The organism is Streptomyces sp. NPDC001514 (genome assembly GCF_053597075.1).
This window is the reverse complement of the sequence record NZ_JBSFHO010000036.1, coordinates 32555-47919: the sequence shown is the minus strand read 5'-3', so window position 1 is coordinate 47919 and position 15365 is coordinate 32555. Positions and strand designations below refer to the sequence as shown.

Annotated in this window: 15 protein-coding genes and 3 pseudogenes; 14 read left to right on the top strand and 4 right to left on the bottom strand. The window is 68.9% G+C overall.

What is annotated here, in order from left to right; all coding sequences use genetic code 11:
- Positions 1-151: 151 nt before the first annotated feature.
- From ACWCXB_RS30045 to ACWCXB_RS29990, 12 genes are all read left to right on the top strand, one after another.
- On the top strand, positions 152-754 hold the full coding sequence (locus ACWCXB_RS30045; protein ID WP_450726898.1) for a hypothetical protein: 603 nt from the start codon (positions 152-154) through the stop codon (positions 752-754).
- The gene (locus ACWCXB_RS30040) at positions 748-1587 is read left to right on the top strand and encodes an ATP/GTP-binding protein (RefSeq protein ID WP_450726897.1); all 840 of its coding nucleotides are present in this window, start codon (positions 748-750) and stop codon (positions 1585-1587) included. Before ACWCXB_RS30045 ends, ACWCXB_RS30040 begins: the two co-directional genes overlap by 7 nt.
- Before the next feature lie 183 nt (positions 1588-1770).
- Positions 1771-2310 (top strand): SAF domain-containing protein, encoded by a 540-nt coding sequence (locus tag ACWCXB_RS30035; RefSeq protein WP_450726896.1) that lies wholly within the window; start codon positions 1771-1773, stop codon positions 2308-2310.
- Complete coding sequence (locus ACWCXB_RS30030) at positions 2310-3143, top strand: hypothetical protein (RefSeq protein ID WP_450726895.1); 834 nt, start codon at positions 2310-2312, stop codon at positions 3141-3143. Before ACWCXB_RS30035 ends, ACWCXB_RS30030 begins: the two co-directional genes overlap by 1 nt.
- A gap of 115 nt (positions 3144-3258) precedes the next feature.
- Positions 3259-4650, top strand: coding sequence for a CpaF family protein (locus ACWCXB_RS30025; RefSeq protein WP_450726894.1), 1392 nt, complete (start codon positions 3259-3261; stop codon positions 4648-4650).
- Positions 4647-5597, top strand: a complete 951-nt coding sequence (locus ACWCXB_RS30020; RefSeq protein WP_450726893.1) for a type II secretion system F family protein — start codon at positions 4647-4649, stop codon at positions 5595-5597. Before ACWCXB_RS30025 ends, ACWCXB_RS30020 begins: the two co-directional genes overlap by 4 nt.
- Complete coding sequence (locus tag ACWCXB_RS30015; protein ID WP_450726892.1) at positions 5594-6484, top strand: type II secretion system F family protein; 891 nt, start codon at positions 5594-5596, stop codon at positions 6482-6484. Before ACWCXB_RS30020 ends, ACWCXB_RS30015 begins: the two co-directional genes overlap by 4 nt.
- Positions 6485-6511: 27 nt before the next feature.
- Positions 6512-6727, top strand: coding sequence for a hypothetical protein (locus ACWCXB_RS30010; protein WP_450726891.1), 216 nt, complete (start codon positions 6512-6514; stop codon positions 6725-6727).
- Positions 6727-7155, top strand: coding sequence for a TadE family protein (locus ACWCXB_RS30005; RefSeq protein ID WP_450726890.1), 429 nt, complete (start codon positions 6727-6729; stop codon positions 7153-7155). Before ACWCXB_RS30010 ends, ACWCXB_RS30005 begins: the two co-directional genes overlap by 1 nt.
- Positions 7156-7171: 16 nt before the next feature.
- Positions 7172-7606: a TadE/TadG family type IV pilus assembly protein gene (locus ACWCXB_RS30000; RefSeq protein ID WP_450726889.1), complete on the top strand. Its 435-nt coding sequence runs from the start codon at positions 7172-7174 to the stop codon at positions 7604-7606.
- A complete protein-coding gene (locus tag ACWCXB_RS29995) occupies positions 7607-8059 on the top strand; it encodes a pilus assembly protein TadG-related protein (protein WP_450726888.1) in 453 nt (150 codons plus the stop codon).
- On the top strand, positions 8059-11439 hold the full coding sequence (locus ACWCXB_RS29990) for a LysM peptidoglycan-binding domain-containing protein (RefSeq protein ID WP_450726887.1): 3381 nt from the start codon (positions 8059-8061) through the stop codon (positions 11437-11439). The genes ACWCXB_RS29995 and ACWCXB_RS29990 overlap by 1 nt, the downstream gene beginning before the upstream one ends.
- 250 nt (positions 11440-11689) lie before the next feature.
- Here the strand turns inward: ACWCXB_RS29990 and ACWCXB_RS29985 are convergent.
- The 4 genes and pseudogenes from ACWCXB_RS29985 to ACWCXB_RS29970 form a co-directional block, all read right to left on the bottom strand.
- Positions 11690-12720: pseudogene (locus ACWCXB_RS29985) on the bottom strand (serine hydrolase domain-containing protein).
- Positions 12721-12796: 76 nt separating this feature from the next.
- A pseudogene (locus tag ACWCXB_RS29980) lies at positions 12797-13014 on the bottom strand (glycosyltransferase); the annotation flags it as partial.
- A gap of 396 nt (positions 13015-13410) precedes the next feature.
- A complete protein-coding gene (locus ACWCXB_RS29975) occupies positions 13411-14079 on the bottom strand; it encodes a nucleotidyl transferase AbiEii/AbiGii toxin family protein (RefSeq protein WP_450726886.1) in 669 nt (222 codons plus the stop codon).
- Positions 14076-14321, bottom strand: coding sequence for a hypothetical protein (locus ACWCXB_RS29970; protein ID WP_450726885.1), 246 nt, complete (start codon positions 14319-14321; stop codon positions 14076-14078). Before ACWCXB_RS29970 ends, ACWCXB_RS29975 begins: the two co-directional genes overlap by 4 nt.
- Here ACWCXB_RS29970 and ACWCXB_RS29965 point away from each other — a divergent pair.
- Positions 14245-14733, top strand: a complete 489-nt coding sequence (locus tag ACWCXB_RS29965; protein ID WP_450726884.1) for a hypothetical protein — start codon at positions 14245-14247, stop codon at positions 14731-14733. The two genes, ACWCXB_RS29970 and ACWCXB_RS29965, sit on opposite strands and share 77 nt — an antisense overlap.
- 14 nt (positions 14734-14747) lie before the next feature.
- Positions 14748-15263, top strand: a pseudogene (locus ACWCXB_RS29960) (C39 family peptidase); the annotation flags it as partial.
- Between the last annotated feature and the right edge of the window lie 102 nt (positions 15264-15365).

Below are 15365 nucleotides of genomic sequence, written 5' to 3'. Positions count from 1 at the left end.
GTGCGCCGAGTTGCTATCGGCAACTACCGTAACCACCTGGGAACTTGACAGAGGGTCGCGTAGCGTACACGAAGCACGTCGTAACGGAATTCGACGGCAGGTGACGCGACCAGGGAGTTCGGCACCACCGGTGCCACACGGGGAGGATGCATTGAGTACCGCACCGTTCCAAAAACGACGTCGTCCCTCGCGCGTGGCTGCAGGCATTGCCGTCGTCACGCTCGGCTCGCTGGTGGTTCTGACCGGCTGCAGCGACACTGCCGGGACTCGCGAGGCAGGCAAGCCGGCAACCAGCTCCCCAGCCACGAGCTCTTCGTCTCCTTCGCCGAGCCAGACGACCGATCCGAACGCCCAGGCCGTACTGGCCAGCTACAACCACTACTGGGACGCGAAGACCGCGGCCTACGCCAAGGCTTCGGTGGTTGGCACGGACCTGGAGAAGTACGCAGTCGGTGAAGCTCACACCGCAGCCGAGTACGAGGTCAAGGCGCTGGAGCAGAAGGGCTTCATCACGACGGGAGAACCGAGCCGCTCCCCCGCCATCACCAAGATCGATATGTCGAGGAAGGTCCCCTCAGCCACCGTGCGGGACTGCGTCGATGTGTCCTCCTGGAAGCTGGTTGAGCGGAAGTCCGGACGCGCTGTGAAGCTCCCCGAGGAGCGGCGCACCAAGTACATCAGCGTCGTCACGGCGGAGAAGTGGAATGGCCAGTGGGTGATCCTGCGGACTAAGCAGGAGGACCAGGGATGCTGAGCCCGAGAGTGGCTGCGCTGGTACTGCCGCTGGCCTTGGCGGCAGGCCCAGTGGACGGGGATCCGACCGTTGATGCCGGCGGGTGTGACCTCGAGTCCTTCTGTGTGGGCGTCGGCGTCGACGGAAGCGGCGGCGGTAGTTCGGACAGCAACGACCAGCCCGCTGCATCGAATGACAGCAAGCCGGTTTGCACCGTCACGAAGCTCGACCCTCAGCCACCGGCCGGAGGGGCGCTCTGGGGTGACAAGTCGCCAAGCGACGGCGCCGTGTACGAGCGTGTCTGCATGACCGGGCCCGGCGGAACACCCGTGATCACCACGTTCGTCGCCGACGGAGCCGCTGGTTTGCCCGCCATCGACCCGGCCGTGGTCGCACAGCAGGCCGTGGACAAGATGCGACTGTCTGGCCCCGACATCGCAAGTCCCCGACCGGCTGGCAAATACATCGTGGGTGTCCCGGTGTGGATGTGGGTGAACCAGAGCCCCACCACGTACGGGCCGAACACCGCCAGCGCGACGGCCGGCGGCGTGACAGTCACGGCATCGGCCAAGGTCACCAAGATTGTCTGGAAGATGGGCGACGGCTCGACGGTGACTTGCACCGGGCCCGGCACGCCGTACAAGGCCTCCTATGGAAAGCAGGAATCGCCGACCTGCGGCCACACCTACATGCGCACGTCGGCCTCGCACAACGGCGGCAAGTACACCCTCACCGCGACGTCGACGTGGACGGTGAATTGGCAGGTGTCCGGGGGCGGCGAAGCGGGACAGCTGACGGAGATCAGGGAGTCCCAGGAACAAGTGGCGATCGGCGAGCTGCAGGTCGTCGGGTAGAGCTCCCGGAGGGAAAGAGCGTTGAACAAGACGAAGGAAGCCACGCCCACGGCCGCCACGCATGGAGTGCCGTCTCAGGGGCGTGGAGCGGACCCGGTGACGCCACCGCGAGTTTCGGCACGCAGGCGTCGCCCGGGCGTGATCGCCCTGTCGCTGGCCCTCATCGCCGCTGGTGGTGCCGGCGTGGCAGTTCTCCTTCTCCAGGCCGGCCACCGTACCCAGGTGGTGACCGTCGTCCGTGACGTCCAGGTCGGTCAAGTCCTCAGCGAGCAGGACCTGGGGAAGGCGTCGGTCGCCCTGGACCCGGCGGTCAAAGCGGTGCGCGCCGACGAGCTGGAGACGGTGGCGGGCAAGCGAGCGTCGGTCGAGCTCAAGCCCGGCTCGCTTCTGTCCCCCTCGCAGGTGACGAAGGATTCGCTGGTCAAGCCGGGCGAGCAGCTGGTCCCGATCGGGCTCAAGCCTGAGCAGGTACCGGCCACCGCGCTGGTGCCCGGACAGCGCGTGCGGCTGGTACGCGTCCCGGCGCAGGGCGAGGAGCTCGCCAAGGATCCGGCCACGGCGCCCCCGATCGCCGGACGCGTGGTGAAGGCCTCCAAGGCCGCGCCGGGCACCGGAATCGTGGTCGTCGACGTGGCCACGTCGGCCAGCGACGGCCCGACCGTCGCGGCATGGGTTGCCACCGGCACCTTCCGGCTCATCCTCGATGCGCAGGACGGTAGCTGATGGCTGTAATCGCGCTGGCGGGCTGCAGCGGCGCACCCGGCGCGACCACCAGCGCCCTGGCGCTGCTGCTGACATGGCCGATCGAGCCGGGCAGGCGGATGATCCTGGCCGAATGCGACCCGGACGGCGGGGCGGTGCTGCACGGCTTGCTGCAGGGCACGCTCGGTGACCGGTACGGCCTGCGGAATTTGTCGGTGGCCGCCCGCAAAGGGGAGTTGAAGGACGCCTTCTGGCGGCAGCTGGTGGATCTCAGCAGCGAGGACGGGAAGCAGGAGTCCCCGCGTGATCGGCTTTTGCTGCCGGGGGTGACCGACCCGGCCCAGGCTGCCGGACTCGGGCCGGTGTGGGAGCCGCTCGCCGACATGTTCCGCGGTATCGATGCACTGCCCGCGGACGGCCACGATGTCCTGATCGATCTGGGGCGCAGCGGTGCGTTCGGGCCGTCGGCGGTGCTCGCGCAGCGTGCAGACGCGCTGATCGTCGTCGTACGCAACACGCTGAGGTGCCTGCAGGCCGCACAGGCGCGCATCGAGGCGCTGGAGGAGCGGGTGGGCAACCTCGGGCTGCTCATGGTCGACGAAGGCCCCTACCCGGCTGGCGAAGTACAGCGAGTGCTGCGGGTGCCGGTGGTGGCGACGCTGCCGTTTGCGCCGAAGGAGGCCCGGGTGCTGTCCGACGGGGCCGAGCAGCCCCGTCACTTCACGAGGTCGGCGTTGATGAAGGCGGCCCGCGCGGCGAGCACGGTGCTGGTGCAGCGGGCCGTGCTGCGTAGGGCTCGGCTTGCTCCGCAGACGGCCGGCCCCGACGAGGGGCAGGTGGCGTATGCGAGGTAGGCCTCTTCACCCTGATCCGACCGTTCGCCCGCCCGTGAACGGCCACCCTGTGTACAAGCAGTGGCCTTCTCAGGCCACAGGCACCGCCGTGGAAGGCAGGGCAGCGGACCCGCACATGGTGGGCACGCCGGTTCCGCACGTCCAAGTTGACTACAAGATCGCCCGGCACATCGCGACGCAAGTCTCCAAGCAGCGGGAGGAGTTGCTGAAGACCGACCCTTCGCTGGACCGTGCTACCGAGGAGCAGCACTGCCTGCGCTGGATCAACGACGCGGTCGCCCTGTGGTCGGACGCGCAAGCCGTGGAGCGGGGCGTGAACCCCACTGCGCAGGAGGACGACGCGCTGCGGCGCGCGGTCTACGACCTGCTCTATCGGGCAGGTCGGCTCCAGCCGTATCTGGATGACCCTCGAGTTGAGGACATCATCGTCCAGGGCCACGACGAGGTATGGCTGGACTACGGCGACGGAAAGCGCCGCATGGTCGGCCCGGTGGCCGACTCGGAAGAGGAGCTGCTGGAGCTGCTTCGCGAGCTGGCGCGGGACTCTGGGCACAGCGAGCGGACGATCTCCACGGCGAACCCGATGCTGGCGCTGGCGCTAAAGGACGGGTCTCGGCTCCAGGCCATCACCGCACTGGGTCCGAAGACGTATGCGGTGATCCGCCGCCACCGGGTCAAGCACGCCGACCTGGACGACATGGTCGCGTTGGGCACCATCGACCCGATCATCAAGGAGTTCCTGGCGGCCTGCGTGCGTGCCGAGAAGAACGTCATGATCGCGGGGAAGCAGAAGGTCGGAAAGACCAGCTTGATGCGGGCCATGCTGAAGGAGGTCGATCCGGAGACCAGGTTCGCCACGATCCAGACCGAGGACGAGCTCCACGCGGACACCAATGGCTACCACCGCCAGGTCGTCTCCCTCATGGGACGCGAATCCAACGGGGAGAAGGACGCCTCCGGGCGCGGCGCCGGCGAGATCACGCTGCTGGACCTGATTCACCCGTCGCTGCGGCTGTCGCTGGACCGGATCGTCGTCGGCGAGGTCCGCGGTCCCGAAATCATCGCCATGATGCAGGCCCTGACCAATGGCGCGGGCGGCACCCTGTGCACCATCCACGCCCGGCGCCCTGACATCGTCTTCGACCGGATCGCCGAGCTGTACGCGCTCGCCCGGAGCAACCTGTCCGAGCAGCTCGCCTACCGGCAGATCGCCAACGGCCTGGATTTCATCGTCTACGTTTCCATGATCGATGAGACGCAGGTCGGCGGCCGCCGGCACCGGTTCGTCTCCCACATCATGGAGGTCACCGGGATGGGCGAGTCCGGCCGCCCGGCAGCCAATGAGATCTTCTCCCCCGGGCTCGAGTTCGACGAGCAGCGAGCCGTGCCGCGGATGGACCCGTCGTGCATCGACGACCTCAGGCGCGTCGGGTTCGACTCGACGCTGCTGCAGCACTCTTACGGCGCCTGGCAGGCTCCCTTGCCGCTGAAGGTGGTGGCCCAGTGACTCTGCTATGGGCGCTTCTGAGCGGCATGGCCGTGATGGCCGGGCTGATTGGTCTGGTAGTGGGTGTCGTCGGCACTGATACCCCGCGCAGGGCTCCGCTGTGGCAGCGGTGGCGAGCGGCAAGGACGGGGCCGGAACAGTCGCAGGAAGTACAGCTGCGGCGCCGGACGCTCATGGTCGGGGCGGCTGTGCTGGGCCTGGTCGTGTGGCTGGCCTCCGGGAACTTCGTGGCCGGGGTACTGCTCGGCTCGGCCGTGATCGGTGTGCCGTGGCTGGTTGCCCCGGCTCAGGCCGCGCAGGGCCGCATCGGCCAGCTGGAGGGCCTCAGTGAGTGGACGCAGCGGCTGGCTGGCCTGCTTCGTCTCGGCATGGGCCTGGAGCAGGCGATGATCACCAGCCGGAAGGGGGCTCCGGAGGAGCTCACGGAGCAGATCGTCAATCTGTCCGAGCGGCTTCGCCTGGGGTGGCGTCCTGAGGAGGCGCTGCGCGCCTTCGCCGACGAACTGGACGACGTCACAGCCGACAAGGTGGTCGCTGCGCTCATCCTGTCGGTCAATGACCGCGGTCCGGGTCTGGCCCAGGCGCTGGAGGACCTTGCGGCGACGGTCCGCGAGGATGTCGGCAAGAAGCGCGGTATCGAGGCGGACCGGGCCAAGCCTCGGACCACGGTGCGGTGGATGACATTCATCACCCTCGGGATCATCGTCGCGGGGTTCTTCGTGCCGTCCTATACCGCCCCGTACTCCACGCTGCTCGGCCAGCTCGTTTTGGCCTTCCTCACCGCTGGGTTCGTCGGCACGCTGGCTCTGATGCGCCAGCTGGGCGTCTTCCGTCGCATCCCGCGTTTTCTCGTGACCGACGCGCGCAGCACCGTCCGGTTGCCCGTTTCCGCTGCTGATTCATCTGCGCAGCCGACCGGGCGCGAGCTGGAAGGGGTGCAGCGGTGAACCTGTTTCCCATGGTGCTCACCGGCGGCACCATCGGTGCCGGCGTAGCGCTCCTGGTCCGCGAACTGCTGCGGCCTCAGCCCGCCTTGGCCGTCGCGCTGGAGCGCACCGCCCCCGGCCGGCTGACCTTGCCCGGGGCTGAGCCCGAGCTGAGCCGGGACGAGGTGTGGGGCAGGTGGCTGCTGGCCCGTCTCGGGCGCCTGCCTGGCGTGCGTATCCCGGCTAAGAACCTGGCCCTGCTCGGCCAGGGCCCCGGGCAGTTCATGCTGAAGAAGACCGCGCTCGCAGGCCTGGGCCTGCTGTGTCCGGTGCTGGTGACCATCCCCTGGATCGTCGCGGGCGTCTCGGTCCCGTTCTACGTACCGGCCATCGTCGGACTCGCCATCGCCGGACTGCTGTTCATCACGCCGGACCTGGCGGTACGCGACCAGGCGAAGCGGGCGCGGGAGGAGTTCGCGCACGCACTGGCCGCCTATCTCGACCTGGTCGCGCTGAAGCGGGCTGCGGACGCCGGCCCGGCCGAGGCTCTGGAGAAGGCCGCCGCGGTCGGCCGCGGCTGGCCCTTCCTCTACCTGCAAGGGGCACTGCGACGCGCACGGCTGGAGAAGATCCCGCCGTGGCAGGCCCTCGAGGACCTCAAGCACCAGTACGACCTGCCTGCTCTGGACGACGTCGCCGACATCATGCGCGGCTCGGCCACCGACGGCGCCGCCGTCTACAAGGCGCTGCGGGCGCGCACCGCGGCGCTGAACACCGAACTGCTTGCCTCCCAGGCCGCCGAGGCGAACGCCGCCAGCGAGAAGATGACCGCCCCCGGCGCTCTGCTCGCGGTGCTCGTGATGCTCCTGATGGCGTTCCCCGCGGTGATCCGCATGCTCACCGTCTAGAAGTCGATTATGTGGAGAGTGACCCTTATGAAGTACACCGCTGCCCGTACCTACCGCGTTGTGCACTGGCTGTCCACGCGCCTGGAGGCGCGCCTCACGGAGGCGAGCAGGCGTCCGGACCGCGGCGACATCAGCATCACCACGGTCATCATCTGGGTCGCCGCCGTCACCGGCGCCCTCGTGATCGCCGGAACCATCGCCGCAGTCATCGCCAGGTACAACGGCAGCCTCAGCGGCATCTGATGCGCCGTCAGGGCCGTCTTCCGGCCGGGTGGCTGAGACGAAGACGGCGTGAGGACCGTGGGGAGGCATCGATCCAGATGGCGATCGTCTTCCCGTTCGTGCTGCTCGCCACCATCGCCGTGATCCAGGCCTCGATGTGGTTCTACGCACGGCAGATCGCGCTGACCGCCGCGCGCGAAGGCCTGTCCGCAGCCCGCACGTACCAGGCCACTCCGGCTGCAGGCGCGGCCAGGGCCCGGGAGGTACTGGGACGCACAGCAGGCGACAGCCTCCAGGGGTCCAGCGTGTCCACGGCCGGCAGCAACGCCGAGCGCGTGCGGATAGAGGTGTCCGGCACCGCGCTGTCGATGATCCCGGGGGTTCCGGGCCTTCGGATCACGCAGTCGGCCTCGGGCGCCGTGGAACGTTGGACTGTGCCAGGAGAGTGAAACCGTGCTGAGAAGGATGCGGCGTTCTGCCCATAACGATGAGGGCAGCGCCGCGATCGAGGCCGCCATCATCATCCCGCCGCTGATCATGTTCGTGTGTCTGGCGATCGCCGGCGGCCGGCTGGTCATGTCCGGTTCGAAGATCGACGCCGCGGCCGAGGACGCCGCCCGGGAAGCATCCATTCACCGCACCGCCGGTGCTGCATCGGACGCGGCGCACACGGCAGCCTCCGAATCGCTGGACGACCAGGGCATCAGGTGCGCATCGAGCAGCGTGAACGTGAACGCAAGCGGGCTGAGCGTGCCGGTCGGGCAGGTGGCGACCGTGACGGTGACCGTGCGCTGCACCGTGAACCTCTCGGATCTCCTGCTGCCCGGGGTCCCCGGTGCCCGCACCTTGGAATCGACCGCGACGTCGGTGGTGGACCAGTACAGGCAGCGGGAGGGCTAGATGGTCTCTCACCAGATGCGCCGTGGGCGGGACCAGTTGAACGACCGCGGTGGGGTCACCGTGTTCGTCGCCGTGTGTGTCGTCGCGCTCATCGGCATCATCGGCCTGGCTGTCGACGGCGGCGGGAAACTGCGCGCCATCGAGCGCGCCGACTACATCGCCACCGAGGCCGCCCGGGCGGGCGGGCAGGCCATCGACCCGGCCCAGGCCATCTCCGGCCAGGCCATCACCGTCGACCCGCAGGCCGCCCAGGCAGCGGCCCAGGCCTACCTACGCTCCGCCGGCGCCGCGGGCACCGTCGCGGTGTCTGCCGACGGCAAAACGCTCACCGTCACCACAACCGGCTCCTACGCCACCAAGTTCTTGTCCGTGGTCGGCATCGGCTCACTGTCGGTGTCGGGCCAGGGCACGGCCACCCTCCTGCACGGTGTCACTGCTCCCGAAGGACCCTGATGCGCACCAGCCACACTCCCGCGGCCACGGCCGCCCGCACCGTGATGAAGATGCTCAAGGCCGTGCTCAGCCTGCTCGTCCTGGTCGGCACGGTCGTCGGGCTGCCCCTGCTGCTGGCCTGGGCCACCCCCGTGGTCTGGGAGACCAGCCGCGACGACCTGATGCATCTGCTGGACCGACAGGACACCGGAGCCGCGTTCCTGGTGCTGCTCGTCGCCGTCGGCTGGATCGGCTGGGCCCAGTTCAGTTTTTGCGCCGCCAGGGAGTTGGCCGCGCAGCTCCGCGGCCGTACCTGGCACGCGCCGCGCGGGCTGGGTGCGTCGCAGCGCGCGGCAGCCGCGCTGATCGGAAGCATCCTGGTGCTGCTGCCCGCGGGTTCGGCGCTGGCCACCCCGGCCCAGGCTGCTCCCGCCGTAACAGCTGCCCGCCTGCCTGAGCAGGCTGCCGAGTCCGCGCAGGCCCCAGCCGGCCCGGCAACGTCCGACACTGAGGCCGGGATGTACACGGTGCGCGACGTCCGGCCGGCGGAGAGCCTGTGGAGCATCGCTGAACGGGAGTTGGGCGATGGCGAACGGTGGCGGGACATCGCCGCCCTGAACGAGGGCCGGACCATGGCCGATGGCCAGGTTTTTCGAGCCAACAGCTTCCTGCAGCCCGGCTGGCGGCTGCAGCTGCCCGCCGACGCGGGATACAAGACCGCGCACGCTGCTCAGGACGACGGCCTAAAGACCCAACTCGGCGCGAGCGGCTCGGCCGCGGGCGAGACGAACCAGCAGGTGGTCACCGTGAAGCCCGGCGACTACCTGTCCAAGATCGCAGAGGAACGGCTCGGTGACGGCAGGCAGTGGCCCGAACTGTTCGAAGCCAGCCGGGGCAAGCCACAGCCGCACGGCCTGCCTCACATCACCGACCCGGATGTGATCTACGCGGGCCAGCAAGTCACCGTGCCCGGCGCCCAGGGCGCGGAAGACACTTCCCAGGAGGACGCCGCACAAGACCAGCCAACCGACGAGCAGCAGTCTCCCCCGACAGTCCAGGACCCGGACGGTGACACGAGCGCCACTCCCCCACCCGCACCGAACCACTCCAGCCCCGCGCCGCCGGAGGCCTCCACCCCCGACGAACACGCCTCCCAGCCTGCCCAACAGCCAGCCGACCAGGAAGCCCCCTCCGCGACACCACAGCCCACCAGCAGCGCCTCACCCCTGCAGGCCTCCGACACGCTCCCCTCCCCCACCACAGCATCGCCGGAAGAGGCGGCACCAGTCGGTCACCCGCTGCAGCTCCGGACCGTGCTGGGTGCCGGTGCGCTCCTTGCCGCCGCCATCACCGGCGCGCTCGCGCTGCGCAGGCTGCTGCAGCGCCGTCGCCGCGAGCCCGGAGAGAAGATCGCGATCGCTCCCGAGACCTCTGCGTCCGAGGCCCAGCTGGCCGCGGCAGCCGAGCCCACCGGCGCAGCCCACCTGGACATGGCCCTGCGCACCCTCGCCCATCACGTAGCTGCCGACGCCGACGGGCAGCCGCCCAAGCTGCGGGCCGCGCGAATCGGCACGCGCTCGCTCGAGATCCTGCCCGAAGACCTCACGCAGAAGCCGCACGCACCGTTCACGGCCGGGCGCGGCGACTGGTGGGAGCTGCCCGCGAACGCGCAGCTCCTGGACGAGGAGGCAGCACGCGAGGTACCGGCCCCGTATCCGGGGCTGGTGACGGTGGGCAGCACCACCTCCGGCGAGCTGCTGCTGCTCAACCTCACCGAGGTCTCGGCGCTGCTGCTGGACGGCAACACGGTGCACATCACCGAGGTGTGCACCTCGCTCGCCCTGGAGCTGGGTATGAGCCCGTGGGCGTCCGAGGTCGAGGTCGTCACCGTCGGATTCGGCGAGGATCTGCCGCAGTTGCTGCCCACCTCCCGGATCGCGCACATGCGTCAGCCCGCGCACGCTCTGCGGGATCTCACCGAACGGCTGCTGGAGGCCCACCAGCTGCCCGAGTCCAGCCACCAGCCCTACGTGCTGCTCTGCGCCGCCACGCTGGACTCCGACCTGGCCTGGCAGGTCGCCGAACTCATCGACAAGGCCGATCGTGTTCCCGTCGCCCTGGTGGCCCCTGCGAGCGGAGCAGCCCCGCACTTCCCCGACGCGGAGATCCTGGGCGCCTCACTCGACGAGCCCCAGCAACTCGAGCACGTCGGCACCTCGATCACGCTGCAGCGTCTCGAGCACGCGGCCTACCAGCAGATCACCACGGCCTTGGCCGTCTCCGGGCAGAGCGCCGACCCCGCGGAAGGACCATGGCAGGACGTGCCCGACGAACCCGGCCCCGAGCCGGGCCGTAAAGCGCTGACTCCAACCGAACCGGTATCGCCCGCCGATGAGAAGCAGAGCATGGCGCCGGCAGCCCCTGCGGACGCGGCCGACGCGGAGGCGTTCCCGGCGTTGCTGGCCGCCTCGACCGATCCGGCAGGGCTGCGCCTGCTGCCCGCTCCCGACATGCCCACGGAACCTCACACCGAGCCGGCCGAGGAACCCGCCGCGAACGCACCAAAGGACCCGGGAGCCAAGGCCCCTGTCCCCCGGGAAGACACGATGCCGGTCGCCGAAGAAGACGAGGGTAAGGAGGCCGAGGCACAGGACCTGCACGCGCCGGAGATCCAGGTGCTGGGCCCGGTGGAGGTGACCGGCGTCGCCAGCACCGGCCACGGCCCGCGCCAGGCCCAGCTCGCCGCACTGCTGTACTTCCGCCCGGGACGCAGCGCCGACGTGCTGTGCGCCGATATGGACCCGGTCAGCCCCTGGTCCAAGGACACCCTCAACGCGCGCTTGCAGGGACTGCGACGTGCCCTCGGCAACGACCCGTCAGGCAAGCCGTACGTGCCGCGGCGGCACGCCGGTGACGACCCCTACAGCATCTCCCAGGCCGTACGGTGCGACTGGACACGCTTCACCCAACTCGCCGAGCACGCCCTGCCCCTGGGCCCGGCCAGTCTGCCCGACCTGGAAAAGGCACTCGGCCTGGTACGGGGCCGCCCCTTCGGTACCCGCCCGCTTCCCTGGGCTCAGCCCTACCAGCAGGAAATGATGACCCGGATCATCGACGTCGCCCACACCGTGGCCACGTACCGCACCGCGCCAGGACCGCACCACGACCTCGCTGCAGCCCGGCAGGCCATAGCGGCCGGCCTTGACGTGGACGACAGTGCCGAGCTGCTCTACCGCGACTGGATGCGGATCGAGCACGCCGCCGACAACCGCTCCGGACTACACACCGCCATCACCCGACTCCAACAGATCAACCGAGCCCTCGACTGCTCCCTGGAGATCGAGACCGAACAGCTCATCAACGACCTGCTGAACGAATCCGGGAGGCGCCAGGCTCTGTAGCGGATAGGCACGCAAAGCGCAGGCTGTTACAGGGTGCCCCTTGGCCAGTCCCTCGATGCGACGCTTTACCTCACTGCAAGTGTGGCCAAAACCACTTCGCGGGGCCGACTGATCCGGAGCCACGTGAGTCATCGGCCATCATGAATGGGAGTGGCTGGCCTTGGAAGTCGCACCGACCACGATCAGAGGCTAACCTTCACAGCTGCAAGCGAAGGCCTCCCCGGCGAATGCCGGGCCATCCTTTTGAGCGTCAGGAGAAAGCCAGTTCACGGAAGGTGTTTCGTACATCAGTCAGTGGCTGGCGGTCGCGGGTGTAGTACAACTTGTTGGTCAGTAGCACGGCCCACCGGCCGACAGTCGGCGAGAGCCACATGCCGGTGCCGGTGAAGCCGTAGTGCACCCATACGTCCTGCTCGTCGCTGGTGCCGGGAGCAGGGTGCCAGAACAGGCCGCGTGCGGGCTCCAGGCCGCCGGTCTGGACCGTCAGGGAGTGGGCAGTCCATTCGGCCCCAAAACCGGCTTCAGTGGGAGCTGTGGCGGGCTCCAGCACGTACCGCAGGAAGGCCCTCAGGTCGTCCAGGACGCTGAAGACGCCGGCGATGCCGCACACCCCGCCCAGCAGGCGGGCGGAGAAGTCGTGGGCGACGCCTTTGAGATGGGTGTCGGTGTCCTGGTCCAGCTCGGTCGGGGCACAGCGGACCGCGAGCTGGTCGGGCAGCGGGCCGAAGCGGGTGGAGTCCATGCCCAGCGGTCGCCAGGTGCGGGCGGCCGCCAGTTGGTCCAGGGGCTTGCCGGAGAGGTATTCGGCGAGGTAGCCGAGGATGAGGGCTGCCGGTCGGTGTACTCAACGGCCTCGCCGGGCGGCCGGTGCAGTTCCTCGCGCAGCGCGCCGCGGCGGATGGCCTCACGGTCGGTGCCGTACAGGTGCTTCAGCTGGGCCCGCAGCGGGACGCCGGCGGTGTGCGTCAGCAGCTGCCGTGCGGTGACCTGTCCGAGGGGGCGGCCTTCGACCTCGGGCCAGCAGCCGCCCAGCGGCTGGTCGAGGTCGAGGGCACTGTCCTCCCACAGGACTCCGATGGAGGACCAGACAGCGAGGATCTTGGTGAGGCTCGCAGCGTCGAAGACGGTGTCAGGCCGCATCCGGTGTTCGGGCTCGTCGGGGTCCAGGACACCCACGGCACCGCTGGTCCACACGCTCGTGTCGCCGATGACCCAGACGGCGCCGGGGTAGACCTTGTCGCGGACACCTTCGTCCAGCAGTGCTTCGATGCGGTCGATCATGGTCTCCCTGTTCGCCGGGGCCTGGCCCGCCGTCAGCGTAGTGACGCGACCGGGGTGGGTGCGGGTGCGGCACGTCTCAGTCGGTGAGCGGGTAGCGGGCGGCGTTGGCGTATCCAGCTTCCCGCAGCGCGGGCAGCATGCCGGTGGCGGTCCGCAGCCGGCCAAGGTCCCGGGCGACGGCGGCGGGCTGGGTGAAGTCGGTAGCCACCGCGGAGACGCCGAGGGCTAGAGCACGGGCAGGCCACATGCCTGGGCTTCGAGAGCGACCGCAGGGTTACCGGATAGCCCGGCAGATAGGATAAATTGAATCATTCTTGGTTCAAGCACTCACGACGGCACCGCACGGACCATGCATCGCGTCGTTACCCTGGCTGGCAACACCTGAATGCGCTTCAACCGGTATCCGCGGGGACTGTCTGTCTCGAAGCCCCCGATATGCCAGCCGCGTCTGGTGAGGCGCGGGGCGGCCCGGGTCGTACTGCGTCCCTCTCGGGCACCGGGGCCTAACCCGGGCACTCCATTCCGGCACGGGCTATCACCGACCCTAATACGGTGCCGCTCGGGCCTTCTCCCCTTCGGTGATCGGCAGCCTTACTCCCGGCAGCATGCCCGGGTGGGCGGAGGGGCTACCGACCCGGCCTGGGTCCCGGCCGTCCACCGCCCGTCTGAAGGACCGCGACCCCATCTCCTTCAGTCAGGGGCCTCCCCGTAGCGGGCAGCCAAGCGCATCCCCAGGTCCGTCTCCCACTCCTGAACCCACGCACGAAGCTCCGCGATCTCCTCGAGTGTCATGCCGTAGGCAACGAACTCACGGTCCGAGGTGTAGGCAACCGCCTCCAGGCGCGCATGGAGCTCCTCGAGATCAAACTCGTCGTCATGCATAGCACCGAGGCGCTCGAGGTCCGTGGTGGTGTAGAGATGGCGAGCACTGAACACATCGAGGAAGTCGCGGGGGAATCCGCGATCATGAACAGCCCGGGTTTTCAGGCCGATGGTGTCATCACGGGAGAGGACCGGGCCCACCTCCGACTCCTCCGGCGGGCGGGAGAAGATTTCCTTGAGTACATCCAGTTCGACCGTCTCTTCCGACCCAGGGTCGGTCACTCTCAAGCGAGACATCCGCGGTGTGACCTCGACCACCGACAGTTGCCAGCCCTTCTCGGTCAGGGCCTGGACGAGGTGAGCGACGATGACGTCCATCCCCGCTGGGTTAGTCGTTGCAAAGTCGAGGTCCTGGCTCACCCGGGACACCAGCCGATGGGCCTGCACCGCATATCCACCGGCGAGCACCAAACCGTGCGGGGCACCCGCTTCCAAGGCATCAGCCAGTAGCTGCTGGTGCAGCGCGGGAAGTCTCACGCTGCAGCATCAGCGGAAACGAGGGAGGGGAAACGCTGCTCCCAGCACGACCTGAGTGGCTTGCCCAAAGTAAGCCGGAGCTTCGGCCAGTACGCGCGCAGCAGCCCGGCGTCCAAGTAGGCGACCAGATCATCGCGCTGCCCGTTGTTCAGCACGATCCGGTACATGCCGATCAGCAGCTGCTCATCCGCAAGATCGAACTCTGTCAGTCCGGACCAGGCCAGATGCTGCGGCAAACGCACTACACCCGACACCGGGCCGTCCAGCTCCTCCAGGGCATGCGGAAGTCGGCCAGCCAGATGGCCCCACCGCCCCAACACAACACTGTCGCTCACGCCACCAGTATCCCCCAGCAGCGGCTCGCGATCCCAGACTCCACAAAGCACTCCCGCTGCCCAGGCCGGCCGCATGGCGACGCAGATGAACCAGATCGCGCTGCGAGTCCACCGGCTCGTCGTCGCGCCCGGCGTCTCCCGCGTCGACTTCCTCATCGCTCCCAGCGGCCGGACGCCAGTCCTGGAAATCAACACGGTGCCCGGCCGGTCCGAGCTGGGCAATCTCGCCACGATAGCCCGCGCGGCTGACATCTCGCACGAAGAGCTGATCGTGCACGTGTTGGACACGGCGTTCACGAAGCCCGCGTACGTGCCGTAGCAGACTGCGGGGTCATGACTGGCTCCACGACCGTGCACCGTGTCCCGTACTACTCACAGTGGGAATCCGCCGACCTGGTACCCGAATTCATCACCGGCGCCAGGTCGGCGGCCGACGACCCGCTCTGGCAAAAGTCCGGTGCAGACAGCCGCGAGGAGTACGCGTTCTGGGCGCCGCGCATGTGCGGCATGGCCTGCCTGCGGATGGCCCTGGACTTCTGGGGCCACCCGGTACCGCCGTCCGTACCGCTCCTCCGCGAAGCCCTCGCCGCGGGCGCATACGTGCGCACCGGGGAGACCACGGTGAAGGGTTTGATCTACGCGCCGTTCGCCGACTGGGTCACCTGGCGCTGGCACCTGCGCGCCGAGGCGCGGCCCGAGCTGGATGCCAAGGAGATCGACGCCGAGGTCGCACGCGGGAATCTGCTGCTGCTGTCCGTCCATAAAACCATCCGCACCCTTGACCCGGCACCGACAGGGCGCGGCGGGCACCTGGTACTCGCCGTCGGATCCGGGCCCGGCGGGGTCGTCCTGCACAACCCGTCCGGCCTGCCCGGGCAGTCCCAGGAATTCCATACCGTGCCCTGGACGCACCTCGACCGGTTCTACGCCGGCCGCGGAGTCGTCCTGGGC

What these genes read in the sequence shown, in the direction of transcription:
- ACWCXB_RS29965 (WP_450726884.1), top strand. Translation starts at nt 14,245, where the DNA reads ATGCCGATCAGCAGCTGCTCATCCGCAAGATCGAACTCTGTCAGTCCG.
- ACWCXB_RS30010 (WP_450726891.1), top strand. Translation starts at nt 6,512, where the DNA reads ATGAAGTACACCGCTGCCCGTACCTACCGCGTTGTGCACTGGCTGTCC.
- ACWCXB_RS30000 (WP_450726889.1), top strand. Translation starts at nt 7,172, where the DNA reads ATGCGGCGTTCTGCCCATAACGATGAGGGCAGCGCCGCGATCGAGGCC.
- ACWCXB_RS30025 (WP_450726894.1), top strand. Translation starts at nt 3,259, where the DNA reads ATGGTGGGCACGCCGGTTCCGCACGTCCAAGTTGACTACAAGATCGCC.
- ACWCXB_RS29990 (WP_450726887.1), top strand. Translation starts at nt 8,059, where the DNA reads ATGCGCACCAGCCACACTCCCGCGGCCACGGCCGCCCGCACCGTGATG.
- ACWCXB_RS29995 (WP_450726888.1), top strand. Translation starts at nt 7,607, where the DNA reads ATGGTCTCTCACCAGATGCGCCGTGGGCGGGACCAGTTGAACGACCGC.
- ACWCXB_RS30030 (WP_450726895.1), top strand. Translation starts at nt 2,310, where the DNA reads ATGGCTGTAATCGCGCTGGCGGGCTGCAGCGGCGCACCCGGCGCGACC.
- ACWCXB_RS30005 (WP_450726890.1), top strand. Translation starts at nt 6,727, where the DNA reads ATGCGCCGTCAGGGCCGTCTTCCGGCCGGGTGGCTGAGACGAAGACGG.
- ACWCXB_RS30040 (WP_450726897.1), top strand. Translation starts at nt 748, where the DNA reads ATGCTGAGCCCGAGAGTGGCTGCGCTGGTACTGCCGCTGGCCTTGGCG.